At 43.3% G+C, this 23,176-nt stretch carries 5 protein-coding genes and 1 pseudogene; 2 read left to right on the top strand and 4 right to left on the bottom strand.

Going from position 1 to position 23,176, the window contains the following annotated elements; all coding sequences use genetic code 11:
• Positions 1 to 196: 196 nt before the first annotated feature.
• Positions 197 to 451 (bottom strand): annotated as a pseudogene (locus tag EAE93_RS19215) (antitoxin Xre/MbcA/ParS toxin-binding domain-containing protein); the annotation flags it as partial.
• Positions 452 to 694: 243 nt separating this feature from the next.
• Here EAE93_RS19215 and EAE93_RS19210 point away from each other — a divergent pair.
• Entirely contained in the window at positions 695 to 901 is a 207-nt protein-coding gene (locus tag EAE93_RS19210) for a type II toxin-antitoxin system prevent-host-death family antitoxin (protein WP_082301001.1), read from the top strand.
• A 163-nt stretch (positions 902 to 1,064) separates the two neighbouring features.
• Here the strand turns inward: EAE93_RS19210 and EAE93_RS19205 are convergent, their stop codons facing one another.
• Together EAE93_RS19205 and EAE93_RS19200 are read right to left on the bottom strand one after the other, a co-directional pair.
• The gene (locus tag EAE93_RS19205) at positions 1,065 to 8,204 is read right to left on the bottom strand and encodes a Tc toxin subunit A-related protein (RefSeq protein ID WP_214040342.1); all 7,140 of its coding nucleotides are present in this window, start codon (positions 8,202 to 8,204) and stop codon (positions 1,065 to 1,067) included.
• Between the two features lie 536 nt (positions 8,205 to 8,740).
• Complete coding sequence (locus tag EAE93_RS19200; RefSeq protein WP_036812397.1) at positions 8,741 to 9,757, bottom strand: formamidase; 1,017 nt, start codon at positions 9,755 to 9,757, stop codon at positions 8,741 to 8,743.
• A gap of 483 nt (positions 9,758 to 10,240) precedes the next feature.
• Between EAE93_RS19200 and EAE93_RS19195 the strand changes: the two genes are divergently transcribed.
• A complete protein-coding gene (locus tag EAE93_RS19195) occupies positions 10,241 to 11,797 on the top strand; it encodes a Fic family protein (protein ID WP_214040341.1) in 1,557 nt (518 codons plus the stop codon).
• Positions 11,798 to 12,060: 263 nt separating this feature from the next.
• On the opposite strand, the gene rtxA is transcribed toward EAE93_RS19195, so the two are convergent.
• The gene (gene rtxA, locus EAE93_RS19190) at positions 12,061 to 22,737 is read right to left on the bottom strand and encodes an MARTX multifunctional-autoprocessing repeats-in-toxin holotoxin RtxA (protein WP_214040340.1); all 10,677 of its coding nucleotides are present in this window, start codon (positions 22,735 to 22,737) and stop codon (positions 12,061 to 12,063) included.
• Positions 22,738 to 23,176: the final 439 nt, after the last annotated feature.

The raw sequence follows: 23,176 nt of genomic DNA, 5'->3' as shown, positions 1-23,176 counted from the left end.
CAATAACATTAATTCTATATATATAATATATTATTAATATAATAACAATTTGAAATAATTAATATCGATTCTATTTAATGTAAACCTGCCACCTACCATGACGTTAAAAAAATGCCCAGTTCACATTTGACTGGGCATTAATCTAGAAAAGAGAGATTAAAGAAGGAGAATGATTTTTCTTAATTCTATAGAAAAATCATGAGAATACTCCATGCTCCAGACGTTCGATAAGGTCTAACACTTCAAGTGCGCCACTTTCAGTTGCAATAAGAGATATTGGAGTAACTCCACCAAGCCCTTTAACAGGACTTTTTAACCATGTCCATGCTTCATTCTTATTTCCGCCAAAAAGTTGTACTGCGGCATCAAACACACGAATCAATCGTGCAACACGCTCACTCTCTTCGGCAGAAAGAACACAACCTGCATTTTTTCGGCAGGCAACGTTTCGCCCTTTATATTTGTATTTGTCAAAGTTGTACATATGACACCTTAGTTAATCTGATAATAATGACCGCTATAGCTCAGATACCACAAATTACGAACTTGGAAGCTTGCAAGATACAAAAACAATCGTACAGTATGTTGTACGATCAATAGGTGTTTCGTTGTATTTTTCAGGTTATTTCTTGGCATAGGTAGGATAAATGAAAGAGTTAACTCACTCAGAAGCAAAAAAAATCTTTCTAAGACGATGACAAATGCCGTGAACGATTGTAGCCCAGTGATTACCACTCGTGAAAATGGCGAAAATTGCGTACTTATGTCATTAACTGATTTCGAATCTTTGCAAGAAACAGCTTATTTGATGAGATCGCCAACCAACGCGAATCGCCTTATGGAATCTATCTCTCAATTAAGAACCAACAAAGGGAAGGATAAGGAATTGGATTTAAGCTGATGAACCAGCTCGACTTATTGATGTTCAGTACAGAGCCGGGAAAACTCCCAGCTCTGACCGTTAACGAGGTTTTGGATAAAGCAGTACGTTATCAACAATCCGATCTTATCCAGTAAGCTATTGATACTCGACCATCTTATGATTTACTCTCTCAGACGCCGATTTATCCATGATTCATTTTACCTTTTACTGCTGTGGCAAATGGTTTACCACCATCTAACGCAGTGTAGTGAAGATGAATCTGAATATCTTTCAACTGCGATGTATAAAGGTTGGGAACCAGGACATCAATCACAGACTGATCGGGGAATTCCAATGTCCAGGTTGAAATGGCTCCTGTTCCTTCGAAAGGCAGATAGCGATCATCATCAAACATCAGGGTGCATAGCCAGTTCTCTTTAGCGACACCACCATCATCTTTTTCATTTAAGGAAGAGAGGGCAATTTGCTGTTGAGCACGTAGATTCTTCACAATATTTTTATCGCTTCCACTATTTCTGGTTGGGTCATAAAGCCAGGTTACTCCATCAATATCGGTACTGGTTAAAGTGAAACTGCTGGTTTGTGTCAGGATGGCGCTAATCTCCGTCGGTAACGCAGGGTAAGGGCTAAGTGCGTTTACCAATATCGAAACGGAAATGCGCTTAACCTGGCGTAGATAATGTCCGGGATAATTCGTGTCGAACAATTTAGAATCCAGCGTAAAACTCACCGCCTTTTTATTAATGATTTGAGTTTTCAACCCATTTTCTGACAGCAATTTACCGAGCGAGATGGTTTTATTGATATTCAAACGGCGTTCATTGCGTTGTAGCCAAGCGCTTTCCATTTGTAATAGATCAAGCTGCAAAGATTCCCCTGCCAGCAAACCTTGGTAAGAATCATTCCACGCCGAGGTTTTGATAAAACCTTGCCGCTGATAATCCCCGACTTCATACCGCCAGCTTCTTTCCGCCATCAAACACATAGAAAGTACTGCATCATAGGCTGGCGCATACAGTGCTGCGAGACGCCCCATCAGCCACTTATAGGTTGGGACAACCAGAAAGCCGGATGTTATAAACTCATACAGATCACGGGCAGCGGATTGCTGTGCTTGGGCTTCTTGCAGGGCGATTTGAGAACTTTTGATGAGCAATTCCTGCTCTTTTAATTGCATCTCAATGATATTGATTTCGCTTTGGGCTTGTTTGTACTCAATTTCCCATTCTTGGCGGCGGCGTTGGTATTCTGCTCCGTCTTGCAACCTGTCGGCAGTGTTGTTTAATACATCAGAAAGAATTTCAGCAACGATAGCTACATTTTTGACAGGCGCTTCGTACCTTGTTCCCCCAACTGCCAGACCAAAAATATTGGGTACGATTTCCAGTGCCGCGCTGGTGATAAAGAAAGGCGCCGCCGTCATTCTGGATATTCCTGATGCCACTTTCATGCTGATGGCTGAAATCTCCAAAGCAGAAAGATTTTCTTCATATAGCGCGTGATAATGTTGGTAGCGCTCCTCTGCCATTTTTTTGCTGACTTCTAGTGTGGCTTTCCCCATTTGCGCAAGTTGCAAGGCTTGTTGTTGCAGTTCCACTGTAAAAGCAGATAATCGGAGCGCTTGCGATTGTACCAGCACGTCCTTTTCGGCATCAACTTCAGTTTCCATGATATGAAGTAACCGATGTCCCATTTCAATTAATTGTTTTACCGCGCTATTTGCGCTTTTTAACATCAATGGGAAGCGATAAGGGGGGATCTGCTGCTGCATATTGCTCAACCCGCTGAGGAGACTGCCAGCGTTTCTTTGCGTCAAGCTCTCTGCACCCGCAGCACTAGCATAAAGTGGCAACGGTTGTACTTTACCATCCAGTGTCAGGCCATGACGCAAATTATAGAGCCGAGTGTTCAACGTTTTTTGAAATTCAATCAGTTTTTCATTGAACGGGGATTTAAATAAATTTTCAGCCGCACGTACCTTGGGTTTCAATTTTGCTTTGACCTTTTCCAAGGTATCCGGACGCCAATGACTGGCATCTAAACCTTCCGGTAATGCGCCGAGTAATTGCAGGGCTTGTTGATAACACAGACCGGCTTCGTTCAGGCTATCTCTGGTCAGTTGTCTGTAGAGGTTATCGCCTTCTTGTATCCACAAATTGATTAAGAAATGGAACAGGGCTTTCTGATAATAGACGGGCTGGTTGTAAGCGATAGTATCGGGATCGGCCGTTCTCATTATTGGAGGAAGATCATTGCCATTTTCGACAATGGCGCGAGAATTCCACATTCGAATATTGTTATAAGGGTCAAACAGGTAATTGATAAACCATCGGCGTGCATCATAAAAACGCTGCTCTTCATAAAGTCGGGAAGAGATTAGGAAAGGAAGATGGAAAAACAGTTCCCAGAAATATTGCCCGTTAGCACCATTAAAATCGACTTTTGTCGGTGAAGTTTCGTTATCCAACGCAGGCTCAAGCAAGGATTGAGTTTCCCATGCCAATACCTTGTCAATGGATTGCGTCGCTCGTGCAACCAGTTGTTTGCCAAATAATGTGTTTAATCTAATGGCGGTAGATTTGAATTTCAGGTTGGTTATATCTAGATATTGAACTTGCTTTTCATTTCTTTTCAACGTAATGGCAGGAATTTTATCACCTTCTTCGATCGTGAGTTCGTATATATTCTCGATAACTTGTGGTTTATTTTCTGATTCAATTAATCCTGCGACTAAACTAAAAAAATAGGTATTGATATTTGGTTTAAGATTAAAAATGATATCTTGTATTACTGCGTTACCATCTAGTGGTAATTTTCGGCTGGCGTATTGTTCACCTTGTGGGTATGTTCTGAAGATCAGAACAGATGGTAAATATTCCCAACCATCTTGGATTTTGTATATCTCTTTACGTAAGGAAATATTCTCTCCATCAATGGAGAGTGACAGGTTTTTATCACTGAGATTCCATTGTGTACTGGCCTGAAATGCACCGCTACCGATCCATGAAAAATCGTGGTTTTTGGTAATTTGATCATCTTTCCAATCAGAAGGTAATAACTTGAAAAGTTGTGTTTCATCATAGCTGATAATAAAAACATCCGTTGGTGCATTTTCTCCGACCCACTCAAAATTAAACGTTTTTATTGCCGTATCACTGGCAGGAATTTGGACTTGCATTTGAATGTTCTTAGTATTGATTCCCCAAAAAAGTTCTTTGGAGGGAAACTTATTAGGGCTTGATGATACTAACTGATAGCGTTTAACCAATGTGTTTCTGCAAGTTAACAGAAGATTAGTTCCTCCGCTGCCTACTTTGCCCTCTAATTGCAGAAAAGAAGATTTATGCGGTTTAATATAATAATAACTACTCTTCGTTTCCTCCTCGGTTTCTTTTATGGTGAGAAACTTCGCTGTACCTGCATAGTGATGTTGTAATGTGTCTGGATTGCTGAACAACTTATACCACATCGTAACAAGTGTTTTTTCATTCTCTTGAGTCAGGGACTTCTTATCCAGCAATAATAAGTCGCGCAATTCAAGGTAATAATCTTTGTTTTTCTCCCACTTGCTGCTATCTTTATTTTCGGAGTCGTACAATAAAACCCCCATCCATTGGTCTCCGTCCACTTGTAGTTGTACATCCACCATAGCTATCAACCCAGGTTTATATTTTTCATCTTTCAAGTAAGGGTTACTTTTATCGGTAACGCGCTGCCCCTCTTGTGTCGGATATTCACCGTTGTCATCTCTACCATCCAAGCGGAGTAATAGATTGGGGGCGCTCCATTCACCATTGCTTTGTTTGAAGGTAAATTTCACATTAATGGCGCGATAATCTGTGGGTTTCTGATCTACACCCATCAATGGCGTTGCTTCACGCTCAACCCAGATTGCATATTGACGGCCAGAAATCACAATAGGCCGGATTGCCAGCATGGTTCCGGATAAAGACAATGTGATTTTTTCCCATTCACTCCACGCCAGTGGGCTAATGACATCGTTGTTATCACGCAGCTTAATATCCAGTGTGCGCCAGTAATACTCTATAGGTTCGACATTGCTTTTACCGATAAAGTGATAGCTATCGTTTTTAGGGTCAGTACCGTCGATATAGCCGCACATTAATTGCAAATTGCTGATCCGTTCAAATTCGGTCAGATAATGCAGAATGGCTGTTTGGATCATATTGTTGTTCAAACGTGATTGACCCAAATCGTTTTCCAGCGAGGTAAAGGCGCTAGTTTTACGCAACCTGCTGGCGGGGGAGATAAAGTTTTCCGGGAAGTTTCTTTGCCTTTGCCAAGCTTGCCAACGGTTATATTGATTCAGAAAGTTCTCCCAGAACTGGGTTCGTTCATCACTGATGATTCGTCCCTCATAGCCGGTTTCCATCCGGGAAAAGAGACGAAACAGATAGCGTTGTAAGCTGGCAATGCAAAAAGCCACTCTACTGGTATCGACTTCTTTAGCCACCAATATATCGGTCAGGAAATAGTTTGAAAGATCTTCAACAGTCGTGATATCCGATGAAGCATCGCTGGAAGGCGCCCAGCGCCGTAACAGATATTCGACCATCGAATCACGCCAGCGTTCATTGAGTGAACCGCCTAGCTTGGATTGTACTTCGGAAGAGGTGGCGGCAAATAAGGCGCTGCTGACTTGATACCAATGATCATAGCTGGATGCTGTGGTCAGTTTGGCGATATCTAGTAATGGCTGGGCAGATACTTGACTCTTTTCGGCCAGTGCTTTTAGACGCATGACGGTACTAACGTCAACGACATTCTGTGCCACTTTCAGATTAAAATCGCTGGTTATTCTCAGAATCTCTCGACTTGACCAGCCAATTAATTCGGCCAAATTTGTGGCGGCTTGTTCAGCACTCCAAACCGTGGCGTCAGACGGTTGTTGCCCAATTTGACCGACTTGATACAGATAGTAGATCACATCAACTTCCGTTTTATTAGCGGGTAACAAATTCAGCCAATCACTATAACGGCTCAAGCGATGGAGGAAAGTCAAATCAAGGGGACGAAGTTGGTTATCTTTCTGGAGATTGAACCAAGCGGGGTAATTCACTAATGCTGTAACGCTTGTATCTTTCAGCTTGAATAACTTGCAAATCTCAACATAACGGTTGAGATCGTACCATGTGGTCAGCGCTTGCTCTGTTTGTTGTTGAGAACCGGAACGGCGCGCCAATGCAATGGTATTACTCAGAAAGTCAGCGTTGCTGTTTCCCGTCCATAGCAATAGTGGCAGCGCAAGTGAGTTCTCAATATCAAAAACATGGGCGATGGCATTAACTATCAGATCCTGTTGGGCAATAAAGGCGTTGCCTATCAAGGTCGTTAGCTCCTGTGTCCAGGTATCCCCTTGTTGTTTCCATGCATCATCTTGGGCTAATTTTTGGAGAATTCCGCTCACTTTGTCTCTTAAGGCTTTTTGATCATCGTCTGAAACGACTGGAACCAAAACAACACCTAATTCCCCTATCAGTTGATTAAGCTCATTCATCCAATGGATCGGCGTTTTCTTCGCCTGAAAGTCTTGCATGACAGCGGCAATTTTATCTTCGCTCAGCAACGCATCGCTAGCATTGGGGATGACAGTTCTGACTTTGTTAATCCAATCAATATTTTCAATATCAACCGTCACATTGCCGTCAGATCGATAAGGGGTGAGTAACGTGTTTAGCGACAGGGGAGATAAATTATGGCGCTGAATCCACTGTGCCGCATTCGTGACCGCGATAAGTACATCAAGGATATCAATGGTCTTGGCATCTTGCGCCAATGTTGGAATACCCGCTAGCTGTTGCAGATAATTGTTATTATCACGGCTCAATATGACGAGTAGCCCCAAACCCTCTTTAACTGACATGCGTAACTGACGAGGCAATGCTACCAAGCGATACAGGGCGGAAACGACATTCAGTGAACATTGAGGTTTCTTCAACCCCTGAACATACATCACAAGCGTTAGCAGAATTTGGCATGTTTCATCATCAATATTCAGTCCTTTACATAGCTGATTAACGATTAAAGCGTCTGGGCCTTCGGTCATCATTGGGTCAAATTCACGATTATCCAGCACAAGCACAGAGGAAGAGGATGCCTGTTTTGACAGCCCTTGAGCATTGAAAACCCTGTCAAAGAAGGAGAGTTGATTGCCGAGCGCATAAGGCGTTATCTGGCCGATAAAGGCAGCAAACTGTTCTGCGGTCGTGTTGTACTCTTGCCGGAAATGCAGGAAGACGCCCAATGTGCGGATGGTTGCTTCTGTGATAACAAAACCAGTCTGTTTTTCTGCTTGTCGTGCGGTTGCCAGTAACAGATCCAGTTGCTCATAAGAGAGTTTCAGTGCTTTTTGCAGATGCAGGAAACGTTGGATACGGTCAAAGTTATCAGTACTGACGTCTGAGATTAGGATAACGCTTTTGGCGGTGTCTTTATTCTCGAATTTTTCCAGATAGAGCGCGGGAGCTTGACCCGCATTGATATAGGAAGCGGCATAATTAGCACCGGAAGGAAACCGTTTATCCACATTGTCGGGTTTGATGACATTGGCGGAATAAGTGACGGTACTGTATATCTCGTCTTCTTCCTCTTTTGATATGCCATTAACGGCAAACAGGCGTTCAGCTTCTTGGGAACTTAGCCCGGTTTGTTGGGTAAATACCGTGAGACGAGATAAAGAGCGAGCCGCCTCGGCTGCATCGCCTTTGAGACCGTAGTAGTTATCGAAGAAATCTTTTTGGCCGCTTTGTGATGTTTCCAACAGCAAAGCTTGCAGTTTCGGCGCCAAGGTACTGCTAACCATCATGGCCGTTTGCAGCGAATCCACGCTCAGGTTGTCATCTATAAAATTGGGGTATTTTCTGTCGGCTTGTTGAATAAGATCCAGTAATGAGATCTGCTTTTCGGCCAGTACGGTTGTCGTTTGCTGGAGTGGAAAATGAAATGGCAACGAAAGTGGGTAATAAATATCAGCCAGCGAACCCGTCAAAGGTTGGTCGTTATTGAGATATGTTTTGACTTTTTCGGCAAGAATTTCAACAACAAGGGGTAATGATTGACTGGTTTGATTAAGATTTGTGCCATCAAGTAGTAATTTTTCAATATCTGGCCGTCGTTGGCTAAGAAGCCGGGCACTCTTTTTATCGGCATCTTCTTCAAACAAGCAGGATTGTTGATACAGATCGACCAAATAAGCCAAAGGGCCATCGTTGGCTTCAGGTAAACCGGGAAAACAATAGAGATCTTGGTTATCGTTAAATAGCGTTTTATAGCTAATTCGTGATTCTATTTTATTTGCCATAAGTAATTACCTTTTCAATAGAAAATAGGAGTATTCAATCAAACATCATGATGATTAGATGTTTGATGAATAGGATTACACTATGGCCTATCACGGTGAATCATCCAACCTAAAATATATTTCCACTTTAATCGTTTTTAAAAAATCATTTTATTTTAACCTATCATATATATCTCAATTCAATTAAATTCAGATTTTATATATCCAATTTACAAAAAAATTAAAACTATTCTCAATCATCATATAGATGATTAATCCATTCAATAAATTAATACTAAACCAGTAATACAATCAATTAATAAACACAATGGAATTAATAAAAATATAATAAAAATCACCTTGCTATAATAGTTATCCAATAAAATATTTATACTATTTTCAATTTCAAAAAAAATAGTTAAAATTTCACACAATACCTTTCATACCAGAAGAATGCCAGATTCACCACTTTTCCACTACGCTTTAAGTTGACATAGGATGGAAAGAATAGCAGCATCGCAGCACTCCTGTGGTTATCATATTATCAGTCTCTCAGTTTACTTATCAATTTTCGGTAATGGCCCCAATTTCACACCTTCTGGGTAATATTTCCAACCATCACGAATACGGATGCTTTCATCCCAAGGCAATTTATATTCACCGTTGGCCAAATCGCGCACCCAAGTCAAATAATTAGCTCTCTCTCCGCCAGGTTTACCAACATAGCCTCGGCAACCGAGATTAAAAATACTGTTCTCTAGCGCCCAATTCTCACGAGCCTTATCCGCCAGACGCGGGAACAATTCAGCGGTAACAATTTCCCACGGATTACGCTGGCCTTGCTGGATAACATTACCGTCATAATTACAAATCGTACCTTCACCGAAATAATAAAAAACCTCATCATAGCCTGCCAGATTAACCGATACGGTATACATTAAGTTCTGCCAGGCATTAGTGCGATTAGTCCAGATCCATTGATCGTTGACTTGGGTAGAATAACCGGAAATGCGGATAAAAACGTTACAACCTTTATAGGCTGCTTCACGCGCCAACTCAGGAAACATACCATCATGACAAATACACACCGCCAGTTTTGCACCTTTGGGCCCCTCACAAACCGGCATGCCCAAATTACCCGGCATCCAGGGCTCAATCGGCACCCAAGGCTGCAATTTTCGGTAATGCAATGCAATCTCACCATTGTTGTTAATAATAATCGCAGAGTTATAAGGTGGCTGTGACGGATCTTCATTACGTTCCATGACTGAAAACACGCCCCAAATATCATTGCGAATACACGCCTGGCGAAAACAATCCACTTCTGGACTGTCCAGCGATAACAACATTTCATCATAAGTCCAGATCTTGGTATTTAATCCCTGAGCGGAGTATTCAGGAAATACCATCATATCCAGATCAGGATAACCGGCTTTAGTTGAATCGATTGTTTTACAAATCTGCCGCACTTGAACCTGAATATCTTCAGGCCCCTTAATAATAGGAACAGGATATTGAATAGCGGCAATTAATAACGCTTCATCCCACGCACTGACACTTCCGGTACTGCCCATAAAGACCTCTGAATGAATAGTAATTATTAGAATTGAATGACAAGTTTCATCGTTATGCAGACAAAGAGAGCATTATCTTTACCCGTCGTTAAGCGATTTCACTAATGCATAATAGCGTCTCTTTTATTCACAAAAATGCGATCTGTAACATTAAATAAAAAAATTAATAACTTTGTAGTAAAGAGTACTGTTATTAATATTAGGGTTAATTTGTCCTGAATCACTTTGCAAAATAGTCGAGCACTTTGAAGGGACTCAATCCGGTTTGAGTGATCTGAGGAGTTATCAAAAGATCCCAAACTATCTGTTTGGCCTTTGCCGCGTGTTGACCATCAGCAATCAGTTGATAGAAGACTTAAATTCACTGTATTTGAGTGTAACAGCTAATAATGTAAGTTCGTAAAAGCTAGTAATTCAATATCGTAATAGCTAATATTGTATTCCCGTATTAGCTAATACTTGAACATCTGCTGGAAGAAAGACATGGCAAAAACTGGAAACGAAAGGTTGGCAGAAGCGCTGAGAGCTGCAAGCGATGCGGCCGTGGGCAACGTGCTGAGTTCTAAGTCAATCACTGATAAACAACGCACACTTCTGGTCAATAAAGGCTATTTCAAGCAAATCATCAGGGGATGGTATCTCCTGGATGCAGATCTCACGACTGAAAAAGCGGGTGATTCAGTACTTTGGTATGAATCCATCTGGTCTTTCGTTGGGCAGTACGTCGAAAGCATCTTCGGAGATGATTACTGGCTAAGTCCCGAATCCTCTCTTGATTTACATACAGCAAACAATGCCTTACCAAACCAGATAATTGTCTACACCTCAGACACGACGCCTCGCACACTTAACCTACCTAACAACATGAGTATGGTGATCATCAAGGGAAGAGCTCCCTGCAAGACTGTCAAAGTAAACGGTATAAATGTTCATTCGTTAGAAAGCGCACTCGTTGAAACTGGCCCACAAACTTTCAGAGCCAACCCTATAAGCATTCAGCTAGCACTCAGGAATGCTGATCTGAGTCTGCTTTCAGAAGCAGTACTGACAACCAAGAATGTTGCCTCAGGAAACAGATTAATTGGCGCCTATCAGCAGCTAAAGATGAGAGCCGAAAGCCGGAAACTACAAACCATCATGGAAGGAGCCGGTTTTGAAGGTATTAAGCAGGTTAACCCATTTGACCATATTCCGATGATAGTAGGTGGTAGTCGGGGAGAATCCCCAAGCGCAGTTCGTGTGAGGCTCTTGTGGCAGGAGATGAGACAAGAAGTCGTCGAGGTATTTGATGACTTTCCACCACCTTTTGACTTCTTTGAGCGCTCAATCGAAAAAACACACGCCATGATGAGCAGCCTCTACATAAGCGATGCCTACAACTCACTATCCATCGAGGGTTACAAGGTTACGCCAGAATTAATCGAGCGCCTGTCTAAAGGTGACTGGTCGCCGGATACAATCCAAAGGGACAAGGAGCAGAAGGATGCAATGGCTGCCAGAGGCTATTACGATGCCTTCAACAAGGTGAAAGAGCTACTGCGTGAGGCACATGAAGATAAAGAAGGCTTGGATATCCACTATCTGATCGACGTTGGCTTGACTGACTGGTTCACTGCGCTGTTCAATCCCTGTGTAGATGCCGGAATTATCAACAGACTGGATTTGGCGGGATTTCGCAAAGGACCAATCTATATCCGCACTTCAATGCATGTACCGCCCTCCAGCGAGCAATTGATGGACTGTATGGAAGCACTGAAAGAGTTGATCGCTAATGAGAAGTACTTTGTGGTAAAGGCTATCTTGGGACATCTTTTTCTGGGTTACATTCATCCGTTTCCCGATGGTAATGGCCGCACCGCCAGATTCTTAATGAATTTCTTGCTGGTAATCGGAGGATACCCTTGGACAGTGATTAAACTCGAAAATAGAACTCAGTATCTATCAGCGTTAGAATCAGCCTCGGTAGGAAAAAATGTAAAGCCATTTGCGGAGTTCATAAGGCAATCTATGCAAGAAATAGAACACAATATCTCAATATGAAGTGAATATTAACCTGAATCCTAAAATCGGGGCGGACAGGCCCCTTAGAAACCAGCAAATCTTCCAACCTTATTTGTGATCTATTCCATTTAATAACAAAACCCTAAATTTAATATTAAAACAGTGATGAAGAATTAATAAAAGCATTAACAAATAAAACTCAGAAATAATCTCTAAATAAAAATTCAAAAAAATGGCCCATCTTTCTGTGAGCCATTTTTATTTCAATAACAACGCTGTATGACTGATTAATAGCAAGTTAATCAGGCAAACTTCCCCTTACCCATTGTGGTATCTACCCACGCCATTGTTATAGCCGCTTTCGCTTGACTCTCCAGGCTTTCAATAAAACCATTATCACCCACTGTCGGGGAGAAACTACTCATGGCCTGAATCAAGGAATCCACCGCATTCTCTGATAGCGCCGTAAATTCACGCTCACCTGACGCATCCTCATTGCCCATCTGTATCACCAACTTAGCGCGATTGCCATTAAAGTAATCATTAAAGGTGACCGAACCTACCGATTCAAAGATCCCCTGAGCGGTAGTGTCCTGAGTTTGACGATCCACTGACAGCACCAAATCATACCCACTGCGCTGGAACCACAAGTTTTGCCAATCAATATCACCATTAAACAGAATCACATCTTCTGCGCTGATATCATTAACCAATGTATCAATCACCTCCCCGCTGACCACAAAGCTATCCACGCCTGTACCTCCCCGGAAGCGATTTCGATACCCGCCTAACACCAGCAGATCCTGCCCTTCACCGCCATCAAACTGACTAAATTTCGAAATAGCCGTGGCTATCAGGCGATCATCACCTTCTCCACCATCAAACACCGCGTGATAGCCCATCAGCTTAATCACATCGTCACCAACGTTGCCATCAATCCAGTTGTTGTTGCCAAACACTCTGGCCGAATCATCGCCTTTACCTAGGTTAATCTGGTTGTTATTGCCGATGATTACCGCATAGTCCTGATCTTCCCCAACATCCACCCGATTATCATTACCCGAGGTTATTACGTAATCCTGCCCGCTGCCTGCGTCAATAAAACCGGCTTCACCAAAGACAAACGCTTGGTCATTGCCCTCTCCCATAAATAAATGGTTAATGCGCCCGGCCATCACCGCAGTATCATTACCCATACCACCAAACATCATATTTTCTCGTCCCATCAAGATACCGAGATCGCTACCTTCACCTGCGGTATAGATATTGGATATCCCCATTGCATAGAAAATGTCATCACCACGACCACCCCAGAAGTTATTGTTATCTCCCAGATAAGCACCAAGATCTTTACCGTCACCACCCCAGTTAAAGTTACTGTTGCCCAACGACACGTGAATATCGCCATCTCCTTGCAAATGACCACTGTGACGCAGAAAATCCAACGTTTTCTCTTCCATATTAAGTAAATCTGCCGTTAGATTCTCTTTCAGATGGGTGACTAATGATGTCATTTCTGTTTGCTTATCTTTACTGAATATCGTCGCAAACAGGTTAGGCACGTTTAACGCATTAAAACCAAATGCCCGTTGCGGGGTGCGATTGTCTGTTGTTGATAAGTTGATTTGCGCCTTTTCAATATTGTGATTACCTGTCGAAACCTGGCTTTTTTCCTCAACTTCTCTCTTTTTTAAGCCGTGACTTTCCACAAATGATTTCACCCCCTCCGCACCCATACTGATGCCAGCTCGCAAATCATCAAGCCATTTATCCGGGTCAGCAAAAGCTTTCAGTTGTTCACCACTAAATTCCCCAATGATATTAATCATCTCTTGCAGAATAGCGGCACCATCAACCGGCTCACCCGTGCGAGAGACAATACGTCCCCCCTCGGTGTAATCTACGCCAAAGATATCGGCAAAGGTTGTCTCCGCGCCAACCCCCGACAACCGACCAAGCAACCTATTTTTAAGCTGACGCGGTAAGTCATGCGGATTATAGGTGAAAGTCGTCCTCGTCAAACCCGTTGCCGTAACCTGCTGAGTCATCAGACCAAACAACGAACCCAAGTTGGTATCCAGAATTGACTGGATATTGTCGCCAAACATCAAGTTCCAGCTACCTGTTGTCACCTGAATATCCGAGCCCTGACCACCCACCGCAAAGTTGAACGCCAGTTTTTCATTAGCCAAACGGAATCGCTCTGCTCGACTCATATTGCCGATGTCAGCATGGCTACCATTGCTACTTAGCCACTCGTTATATTTTTTATTCAGTGTTAATTCGATATCGTCTTTCAGTGCTCGGCTGCTACGTTCATGTCGAGAATCTGGATCTATCAGGGTGTGATAATCCACGCTGCTGGTTTGATCTAAACCAGACATATCCTGGATAAATTTCTTCGCGCCAGCTAATGTCCACTGTTCATCTCTAGAGACTAACCACATTTGTCCTTCATCAAAACGCGCAATACCTTGCAATACACCAGCAATATGGGCAGCGCCATCAAACGGATTAACCAGTGGCGGTACCGGAATGGATTTATCCATCATCACAATCAGATCGTTACTGCGACCCATGTTGAAACTCACATTACGATTGCCGATAAACATTTGCGCCCCTTCAAGCGCCTGATAGCCACCGATATTGAAACTGTGTTTACTATCACCATCACCGAGATGAACCATCAGGTTATTGTCACCAAAGGCCAGTGATTTAAAACCACCAACACCCACTTTGATGCCCACGTTCGAAGTTCCCCAGTTGATCGCGGTAAATTCCCCCTCTCCCACTTTAACTTGAATATTGCCGGAATATTCCCAGTGACGAGTATTCGATGTACTACCTGAATGAGTATTAATCCTGGCCCGACGCTTCTCCGGCGCAGTAAAAATATGCGAATTATTCGCAATCGCCCCTTTGATTGATTCATCTAAGTTAGCTACCCCCACGTGAGAGAGGTTAATTTCACTTTCAGCAATACCGCGCACGACCCTTTCTGTACTGATGTTCAATTCACCCTGTTCATCCCACCTGAATATGATTTTGTTATCAGGCAGGTTATTCACCCATTGGTTATTTTTGTCACGTGTAAATTTATGGCCGGTTGCATCAACTGCAACTTCACTACGACGAGCGGAAACATCACTACGAATACCCTGCTTATCTAATGCCGTGATAAAACGGCGGGCAAAGCCATCTCGCTTATCATCACTTATCAACGCACAACCGACGATACTGATGTGACTCGGTTTACTCGTCTGACCAAAATGCTGGCTAAACTGTTTTAGTTTTACTGCCAGCTCATCGGCACGGTAACCACTCAGACGACCGTTATTCTGTTCTGATTCATCACGGCCGTGGCCCACAATCTGCCAACGTAAATTGCCCGATAATTGAGCAAGATCTCCATAGACAACGCGATATTTGCCATCAGCATCAAGCTGAACAATCACACTAGAATCGGGGTGTTTACCCGCAAGATTAGCCGCGGCTCTGGCAACAACCGGATCATTTTCCATCTGAATAATAATCTGACCATTAAAACGCGTTTCGCGGCCATCAGTTTGAGGAGTGACAGTCACGCGTTCCCAAGAATCGACATTTTTGTTTTTAATAACATCATTTGATGACAATCTTTCTAATGCAGGAAGCGACGCTTCCCTATCCACCGGCGTTTTAAATGTCAATTTACTTACCGCCGAATAAGTTAATACCCTACTGATATTCAACTGTACAAAGCTGGCTACTTGCTTAAAGTTGTTACCTTCAACTTCAACCAACACTTTCTTGCCTTGTTTAGTTGCCACTTCTAACGTTACATGACCTTCACAGTAATCAACCACACGCCCAGTAACCCCTGAACTCAAAGTAAAAGCTTTACCTTGTTCTTTTAATGCACGTAGTACATAGCTCTGTTCACCATCACGCGCCTTTTGCCAGATACCGTCATATTTGGTAATGAGACCTTCTTCAAACTGATTGAATTGAACATAGAAGCTCTGATCCGGTCGCTCACTCACCTGAAAGTGATAATGCGTCAGGTATCCTTTATGGAAATCATCCATAAAACGGCGGAAATCATCATAATTAGCAAACGATTTGGCGCCAAAGTTAGGATCATAGAACGACCAAACTGTCTGAGCACGCTCTTTGTGTACCACAACGGACATGGCATGTTCTTCAGACATAAATGTCATATAAGTCGACTTTCTTACATTACGCAGCTTATCCATGACCGCTTCATAGCCTTCAGCCTCATAATTCAACGCGTTATTGATGTTCGGTCCTGTCAATCCATTAGCTTTTAACTTACCACCATAAGCGGCATTGGCTTTTCGACGCGCAGCAACGGTAGAGCTATCCATCGACTGGCTGTACTGCATTGATAATAGATCTTCAATCGCCGGGCCAATATTTTGCCGACGATATTGGTTGAGCAAAGCCGTTTCAACCGCATTGATATCAGTTTTCTTATTAACTGATTTATCGTTGTAAGCTTTAACCGCATCTTTCAACCACATCATATAAGCTTTGCCGCCCCCTAAACCCTGTACCCGCTCTTCAATCAAATAGCGGGCCGACAAAGCGAAACACAATCCCTTAAGGAACTCTTTTGACTCAACCTTATCGCCATGAGTCAGGAGTACACTGCCAATTTCTGGAATAATTCCCCGCAGTTTTTCCAGAAAATGGCTATCCTGGCTAAAATGAAATGAATAAGCTTCCAATTCTTTTCCATGTGCTTTTAAGTCAAAGATCTTGTTATCAATTTTTTGCAGTATATCGCCTTTGACAACATCATGATTTTGCCCGGAAGAGTGGCCCGTCGGCGTGACATCGGGAGCCTTCACCGAATATTGGCGCCCGATATTGTCCTGTAGCTCGATCTTATCCTGTAATCCGATCTTATCCTGTAAATAGTTAACCGCTTGTTCAATACGATTCAGCCCTTGCTGTTCTCCCTTCCCTAACCCTTGACTAAACCGGCCATCCGCATAGACAACCGCTTCGGGATTAATCTGGCTGCCGATTTCTATATTACGCTTTGGCTTATAAGCCTCTCCTGATAAACCACTGCCCTCTGCCCCCTGACGTTCTGGCTTAGCATGATCACTCTGCTTCGCGCCTTTAGCATCAGCTTGCACCTGAGTGACTTTATTTTCAGCCTCAACAATGTCACGTTTGCCACGACTCTCAGCATGCTGATAAGAAGTATTCGCGTCATTTTTCGCTTTTTCAGCCCGCTGTTGCTGCGAAAGCGCCTCTTCTTTTCTCCGCGCTGTATCTGTTTGCGCATCCATCACATCTTGACTTGCAGCGACACGATGCTGTTCACTTTTTGCCGCTCCGGCTTCTGACTTGGCAACTGCTTTTTCGACTTCTTGTTGGTTAGCGACGATGATTTTCTGTACATCACCCAACTGCTGTTGAGTAGCAGAATTTACTGCATTTAATTTATCCTGAACGCGGTCTAGCAACCCACCGGCGAAACGATTACGCCACTGTTCACCTGATGGCCGATGATGATTTACATCACTATCAAGCTGATGCAAACCTTGAGTCATGGCAATCAGTTCATCCGTTACCGCCTGCGCCTCCTCTTTCACCGCACTGCTCTGCTCCTGCCCCTGAGTATTTAGCGCATTCTGATCTGTTGATTCCAATTGGGATTGTAATTTTGTCACTACCGCCAGTTGTTTATCTCTTTCCTGTTCCAGCAGCAGGCGATTTTTTTCCGCTTTGGCTTTATCGTTTAACGCATTTTGCGCCGCTTTATCTTGTTTCACATATTCAGGAATGGCCTCGGTTGGTAATACCCCCGCAGATTTCGCCACAACGTTATCCAGCAGATAGCCTATACCATCATTCAAGCCTGTCCCTTTAAACTCAATTCGATTACTGCCCGCTTTCGCTGTTAATTGCAGCGTTTCGTTTTGCCATTCCGTGACATCTCCAGAGGTTGAGAATACCCGTTCACTATTCCAGAAAACCTCCATGCCATTGTCGGCGAAAAGGGCATTATGGCGATTGGCAAAATCAAAACTCAGTAAAATCACTTCCCCTGCGTATAAATTTTGCAGGTCCTGATAAATCGTGGTGTTAGTTTCAACATCAAGTTCACTGACCCGTGTTCCATGTTCTGCATCATCAAAACCATAGGCACTTGCCGATTGATATGCCTCAATATCATGAGTTGATTGCCAACCTTGATCATCTTGTTCAAAATCACCATTGATAATCAATGATTCTTCGGATTTCACAATAACGTTATCCAGAAGATAACCTACCCCATCATTCTGGCCGGTACCTTTAAATTCGATTCGGTTACTCCCCTCTTTTGCCATTAGCCTCAACGTCTTGTTTTGCCATGCCGCTTGCTCACCAGACTCGGAGAATACCCGTTCACCATTCCAGAAAACGTCCATGCCATTATCCGAGGAAATTTTTGGGCGCGCGGTAAAATCGAAGCTCAATACAACCACTTCTCCCTGATACAGGTTTTGTAGATCTTGATAGAGGGTGGTGTTAACTTCAGCGTCAAGTTCAGTGATCCGATCGCCATGTCCGGCATTATCAAAACCATAAGCGCTCGCTGGACTGTAAGCCTCAATCCCCTTAGTTGATTGCCAGCCTTGATCACCTTGTTCAAAATCACCGTTGATGATCAGATCTCCATCCCGGCTTGATACCGATTTGATTCTCCGATTCAACGTGCCTTCAACCGAATCAATATCAGGCATCGCGATATCTGACACTGAACCACTAAGCTGGTGATTTAAGCCTGAACCTATTTGTTCGACCTGCTCCATGTCAAAACCATTAATGGCAGAAACTCCCGCTACATTAATTGCACTACGACTTTTAAGTATGCCGGAGGTATTCGCTTCATCACCGCGAACCAAATAGCTAATTGCCTGACTGCCCCCCACACCTAATGCAGTCTGTTTGATATTGTCAAAAAAGAGGGAAAGTTTATCAGTTTCAAGGTTACTGACCGCCAGGCTGTAAAAATCCCCATTACCCACTTTAATCGCCACGTTATTACGGGCGTAAGCGGCATTGACGGTCAGACCATCGCCAATATGAATATTGGCATTGCTTTCACCTTTCATGACTGCAACATTGAGGCCATCCCCAACTTTAGTCTCGATATTACCGTTGCCCCACGCCAGATTAACCGAAATCCCCTCACCCACTTTCGTACTGATGTTAAGGTCGCCATGAGCCGCTGTGACACTTAACCCCTTGCCCACCGTGGTCGTGATATTTGCTTTGCCTTTTGCCACGGTAGCCTGCATGCCATCACCCACTTTGGTGACAATATTTCCGTTACTCCACAGGGCATTAAAACTGTCACCGTTACCCACCTGAGTCACAATGTTAGCTTCACCTTTGGCAAGGAGAACATTACGCCCGGCACCTACTTTAGTGATGACATTCGCTGCCCCCCAAGCGCCGGTGTAATCATTACCGTGACCAACATGAGTAATCATATTGGCTTGCCCCTGGACAACCGTCACTTCTTGTCCATCCCCCACTTTGGTCACGATGTTCGCTTTACCTTTCGCGAAGTTATAACGATCACCATCCCCCACTTGGGTCAGAATATTGGCCTCCCCCCAAACCGCGTTAATACCAGTGCCGTTCCCCATTTTAGTCATGATATTGGCTTTGCCTTTAGCGAATCCCACGGTCATACCATGACCAACATGGGTCATCACATTCCCTACATCCGACACCAGTAAGCCAACAGTCGTCCCCTCTCCCACTTTAGTCAGAATATTGCCTTCACCAAGCAGTACGCCAGCCGTTATCGCGTTGCCCACATGAGTGATAACGTTTGCTTTCTTTGCGGCAATACCCCCCATAAAATCATCGCCGATTTTGGTGACAATATTCTTTTCCCCCAACGCTAACGCACCAGTTAAGCCATTGCCGACATGGGTCATAATATTGGCTTTACCTGACATGACGGCCAACGTTGTACCATCACCGACTTTAGTCATCGCGTTCAGTTCACCGGAAAACAAACCAATACTGGGGCCATCACCCACATGGGAATAGATATTGGTTTTACCCATCATCAAGACGGTTGTCAGATCATGACCGACCTTGGTCAACACATTGGCACTGCCGATCAGAGTGGCAAAGGTATTGCCATCACCGATGTGGGTCATCACATTCGCATCACCTATCATCGCGGCCAAGGTTATGCCATTACCCACTTTAGTCGCGATATTGCCTTTCGCCAGCATCAGGGCGACACTTCTCCCATCACCAATGTGGGTAAACACATTACCGGAGGCAACCATCAAAGCTAATGCATGACCATTTCCCACTTTAGTAAAGACATTAGTCATCCCACCCATCAATCCCCAAGCATCATCGTTGCCAACATGAGTAAAAAGATTGCCTTTCCCCATCATGACAGCAAGCGCGTCCCCACCGCCGACTTTAGTAAAAATGTTGCCGGCAGCCCCCATCATCCCCAATGTTTGACCGTCACCAACATGGGTAAGCAAGTTACCTATACCAAACATGATGCCAACCAGATCACCGTTGCCAACTTTGGTCAGGATATTAGCGCCACCTAGCATCACACCCGTTGTGTTACCGTCACCAATGTGCGTCAATACGTTTGCACCGCCCCCCATCAGCGTTAGTGCATTACCCGCCCCTTTCTTGGTCAGAACATTGGCGCCGCCCAACGCAATAACCGTGGTATCTGACGTTCTAGTCTCATCACTAATGTGGGTGATAATATTCGCGCCACCGAACATACCGGATACCAGATCACCAGCACCAAGCTTAGTCAATACATTAGCGCCGCCGAAAAGTACGGAATACACATCCCCGTGACCTGCCTGGGTCATGACATTAAAACCACCCGTTGCAGACCAATTCGCTCTGCCATTACCTATTTGGGTATGGGTGTTGTAGCCACCCAACATAGTAACCCGGCTTTCGCCATTACCTTTGTGGATCGAAATATTGGCAACCGCCAGAAGATGAGCCAGATATCGACCATTACCGATCCGCACGAGTAGGTTAGCCGCGCCGCCAGCGTTAACATTCATGCTTCCACGCCGACTTTGGTGAACAATAACGTTTGCTAAACCGCCCCCATGAAATGACAGATCTCCCTCTTCTCCACCTCTTACAATGACGTTAGCAGCCCCTGCGCCGACAAAATTGATATTGCCGCGCGTAACACTGGATTGAATAACGTTTCCACCACCCGCACCGTTAAAATTAACGTCCCCCGAACTCTCACCGATATTCTGTTTATCAAATTCTTCCGTATGTTCTAATTGTTCAGAGGTACTGTATATCGTATCAAACTGATATTGGAGTTGGCTGAGAGTACAACCACCTGCTTCTATGGGGCGGTAACCATTTGCCAAAGAAAAATCTTCATTAGACAAATCACCGGTATGATCACCCGCTTTGTACCACGCTCTGGTCAGATATTTCAGTGAATCTGTTTCAGAATCATTTGCTAATTCAACCTGCACCACTTTGGTATACGATTCTATATATTTGGCATACACATAAGTATTCGGTTGACGGTTCCACTTCACTGCGGAAACATCCACTTTCTGGCGATTGGAAAAGACAAAATGCCCCCCCATTTTCGCATCAGAGAGAGTAATATCTTCTGCCTTGACGTCCGCCCCAACAATATAAGTTACCCACTCATTTTCCAGTAAGTTTTCTTCTACGCTATGAACAGTGATGAGTTTCTGATATTCAACCACTAAATTGAAAAGACGATAAGCATTATTAACATTTATATCGATAAACCCATTAGATGAATAGATATTTTGCGACGCGAGATCCTTAAGATGATTACCTATTTTATACCAAGACGTAGGGTAATAATTGAGCTTACCGGTGACAGGATCATTTAGAAGTTGAATTTTGCTAATATGGGTATACCGATTATCGGTATATGCAAAGAGATAAGTATTCAACTCTGTTGTGGATTTAATACCCATCACTTGCTGAGGTTCCCGAAGAAAACTTCCGCCCATCGTCGCAGTTGTTAATACAACCTCTTCGGCCTTGGCATATTCCAATACCCCACCAATTGCTTCACCATGATAAATATCATGGGTATTTGATCGGGTGATTTCATTGTAAGCGCCCACACCAGAAAAATTGATATTGCCATGAGCAACATCAGAATAAATCTTATTGTAACCACCAACGCCTGAGAAAATAATATCGCCACGGGTTTGCGGGTATTGATCCTGACGTTGACGCAAACGTTCAATTCGGTTTGATGCACCTGCACCATGTAAGATAATATTCCCTTCTTTACCCTTACGTATGATGTGATTATTAGCACCTATACCGGTAAACGTAATATCACCACGCTCTACCCGCGAACTGACACGATTTGCCGCCCCTGCGCCATTAAACGTTACATTACCTTGAGAACCCTGATAACGTTTCAACCAAGTACGGTCGATTTTATTATTCGCACCGGCTCCGGCAAAATACAAATTACCCTGATTAGTTTCGTGCCATAATTTGTTGTACCCCCCCACCCCGGTAAAATCAACATCACCCATCAAGCCTTTACGGTTCAAACTGTTATAAGCCGCCGCACCAGAAAAATTCAAGTTACCATAGTTACCTGAGTGCTCCACAGCAATACTCCCGGCAGCGCCAGAAAATGCAATGCTACCATCACCATGCTTATTAATATGTGCATAACCGGTACCACCTTTGACAGACAGATCACCCTTAGAATCTTCTATTTCTAGATAGGCAGCACCACCGACCACCGTATCATGCCCAACATCGGTATACACCTTCGCCGCAATCGAACCGAGGGTGATATGATCATCCCCGCCATGCGCATAAATATGACCACCAAATCCAATAGCATTAATATTATTATTATCGTCATCAGCAAGATACTTGCCAGTGAAAAAGTATTGCGTACCACGATTTGATGATTTACCCATAAGAAATCCTTTAGATTATTTTCATTACAGTTTAGCGAAATAAAGAAAAAACACACTGGTGTTTATTGATATTAAAGATATTTTACATAAATTCTCCAGCCATTTTTTACCTAATAAAAACTTATTAATAAAGCAATTAAAAATAAATAAAAAATTAAACTCAGATGAATCCTGAGTTTATGTATCTACGAGTTCTTTGAGTAAATTTGTGATTAATGAGCTGAATAAATTTGGCGAGATAATATAGAGTAGAAATGCAAAAGCAATATCCACACACAAAAAGTCTTTTTATCCCCCCTGACACTTCCTAATACTCACCATCATGACTATTAGTGCTAACTCAGTTAATAAAATAGACATTAAATTAATCATAGACAATTTTTTATTCAGATTTAAAAAATAAAATATTTATAGAGTAATTTATTAATATTTAAAATAT

It is taken from the genome of Photorhabdus akhurstii (assembly GCF_018448925.1).
In the GTDB taxonomy this organism is placed as follows: Bacteria; Pseudomonadota; Gammaproteobacteria; order Enterobacterales; family Enterobacteriaceae; genus Photorhabdus; species Photorhabdus akhurstii.
Note: the sequence above shows the minus strand (reverse complement) of the source record. Positions and strands in the feature narration are given on the sequence as shown.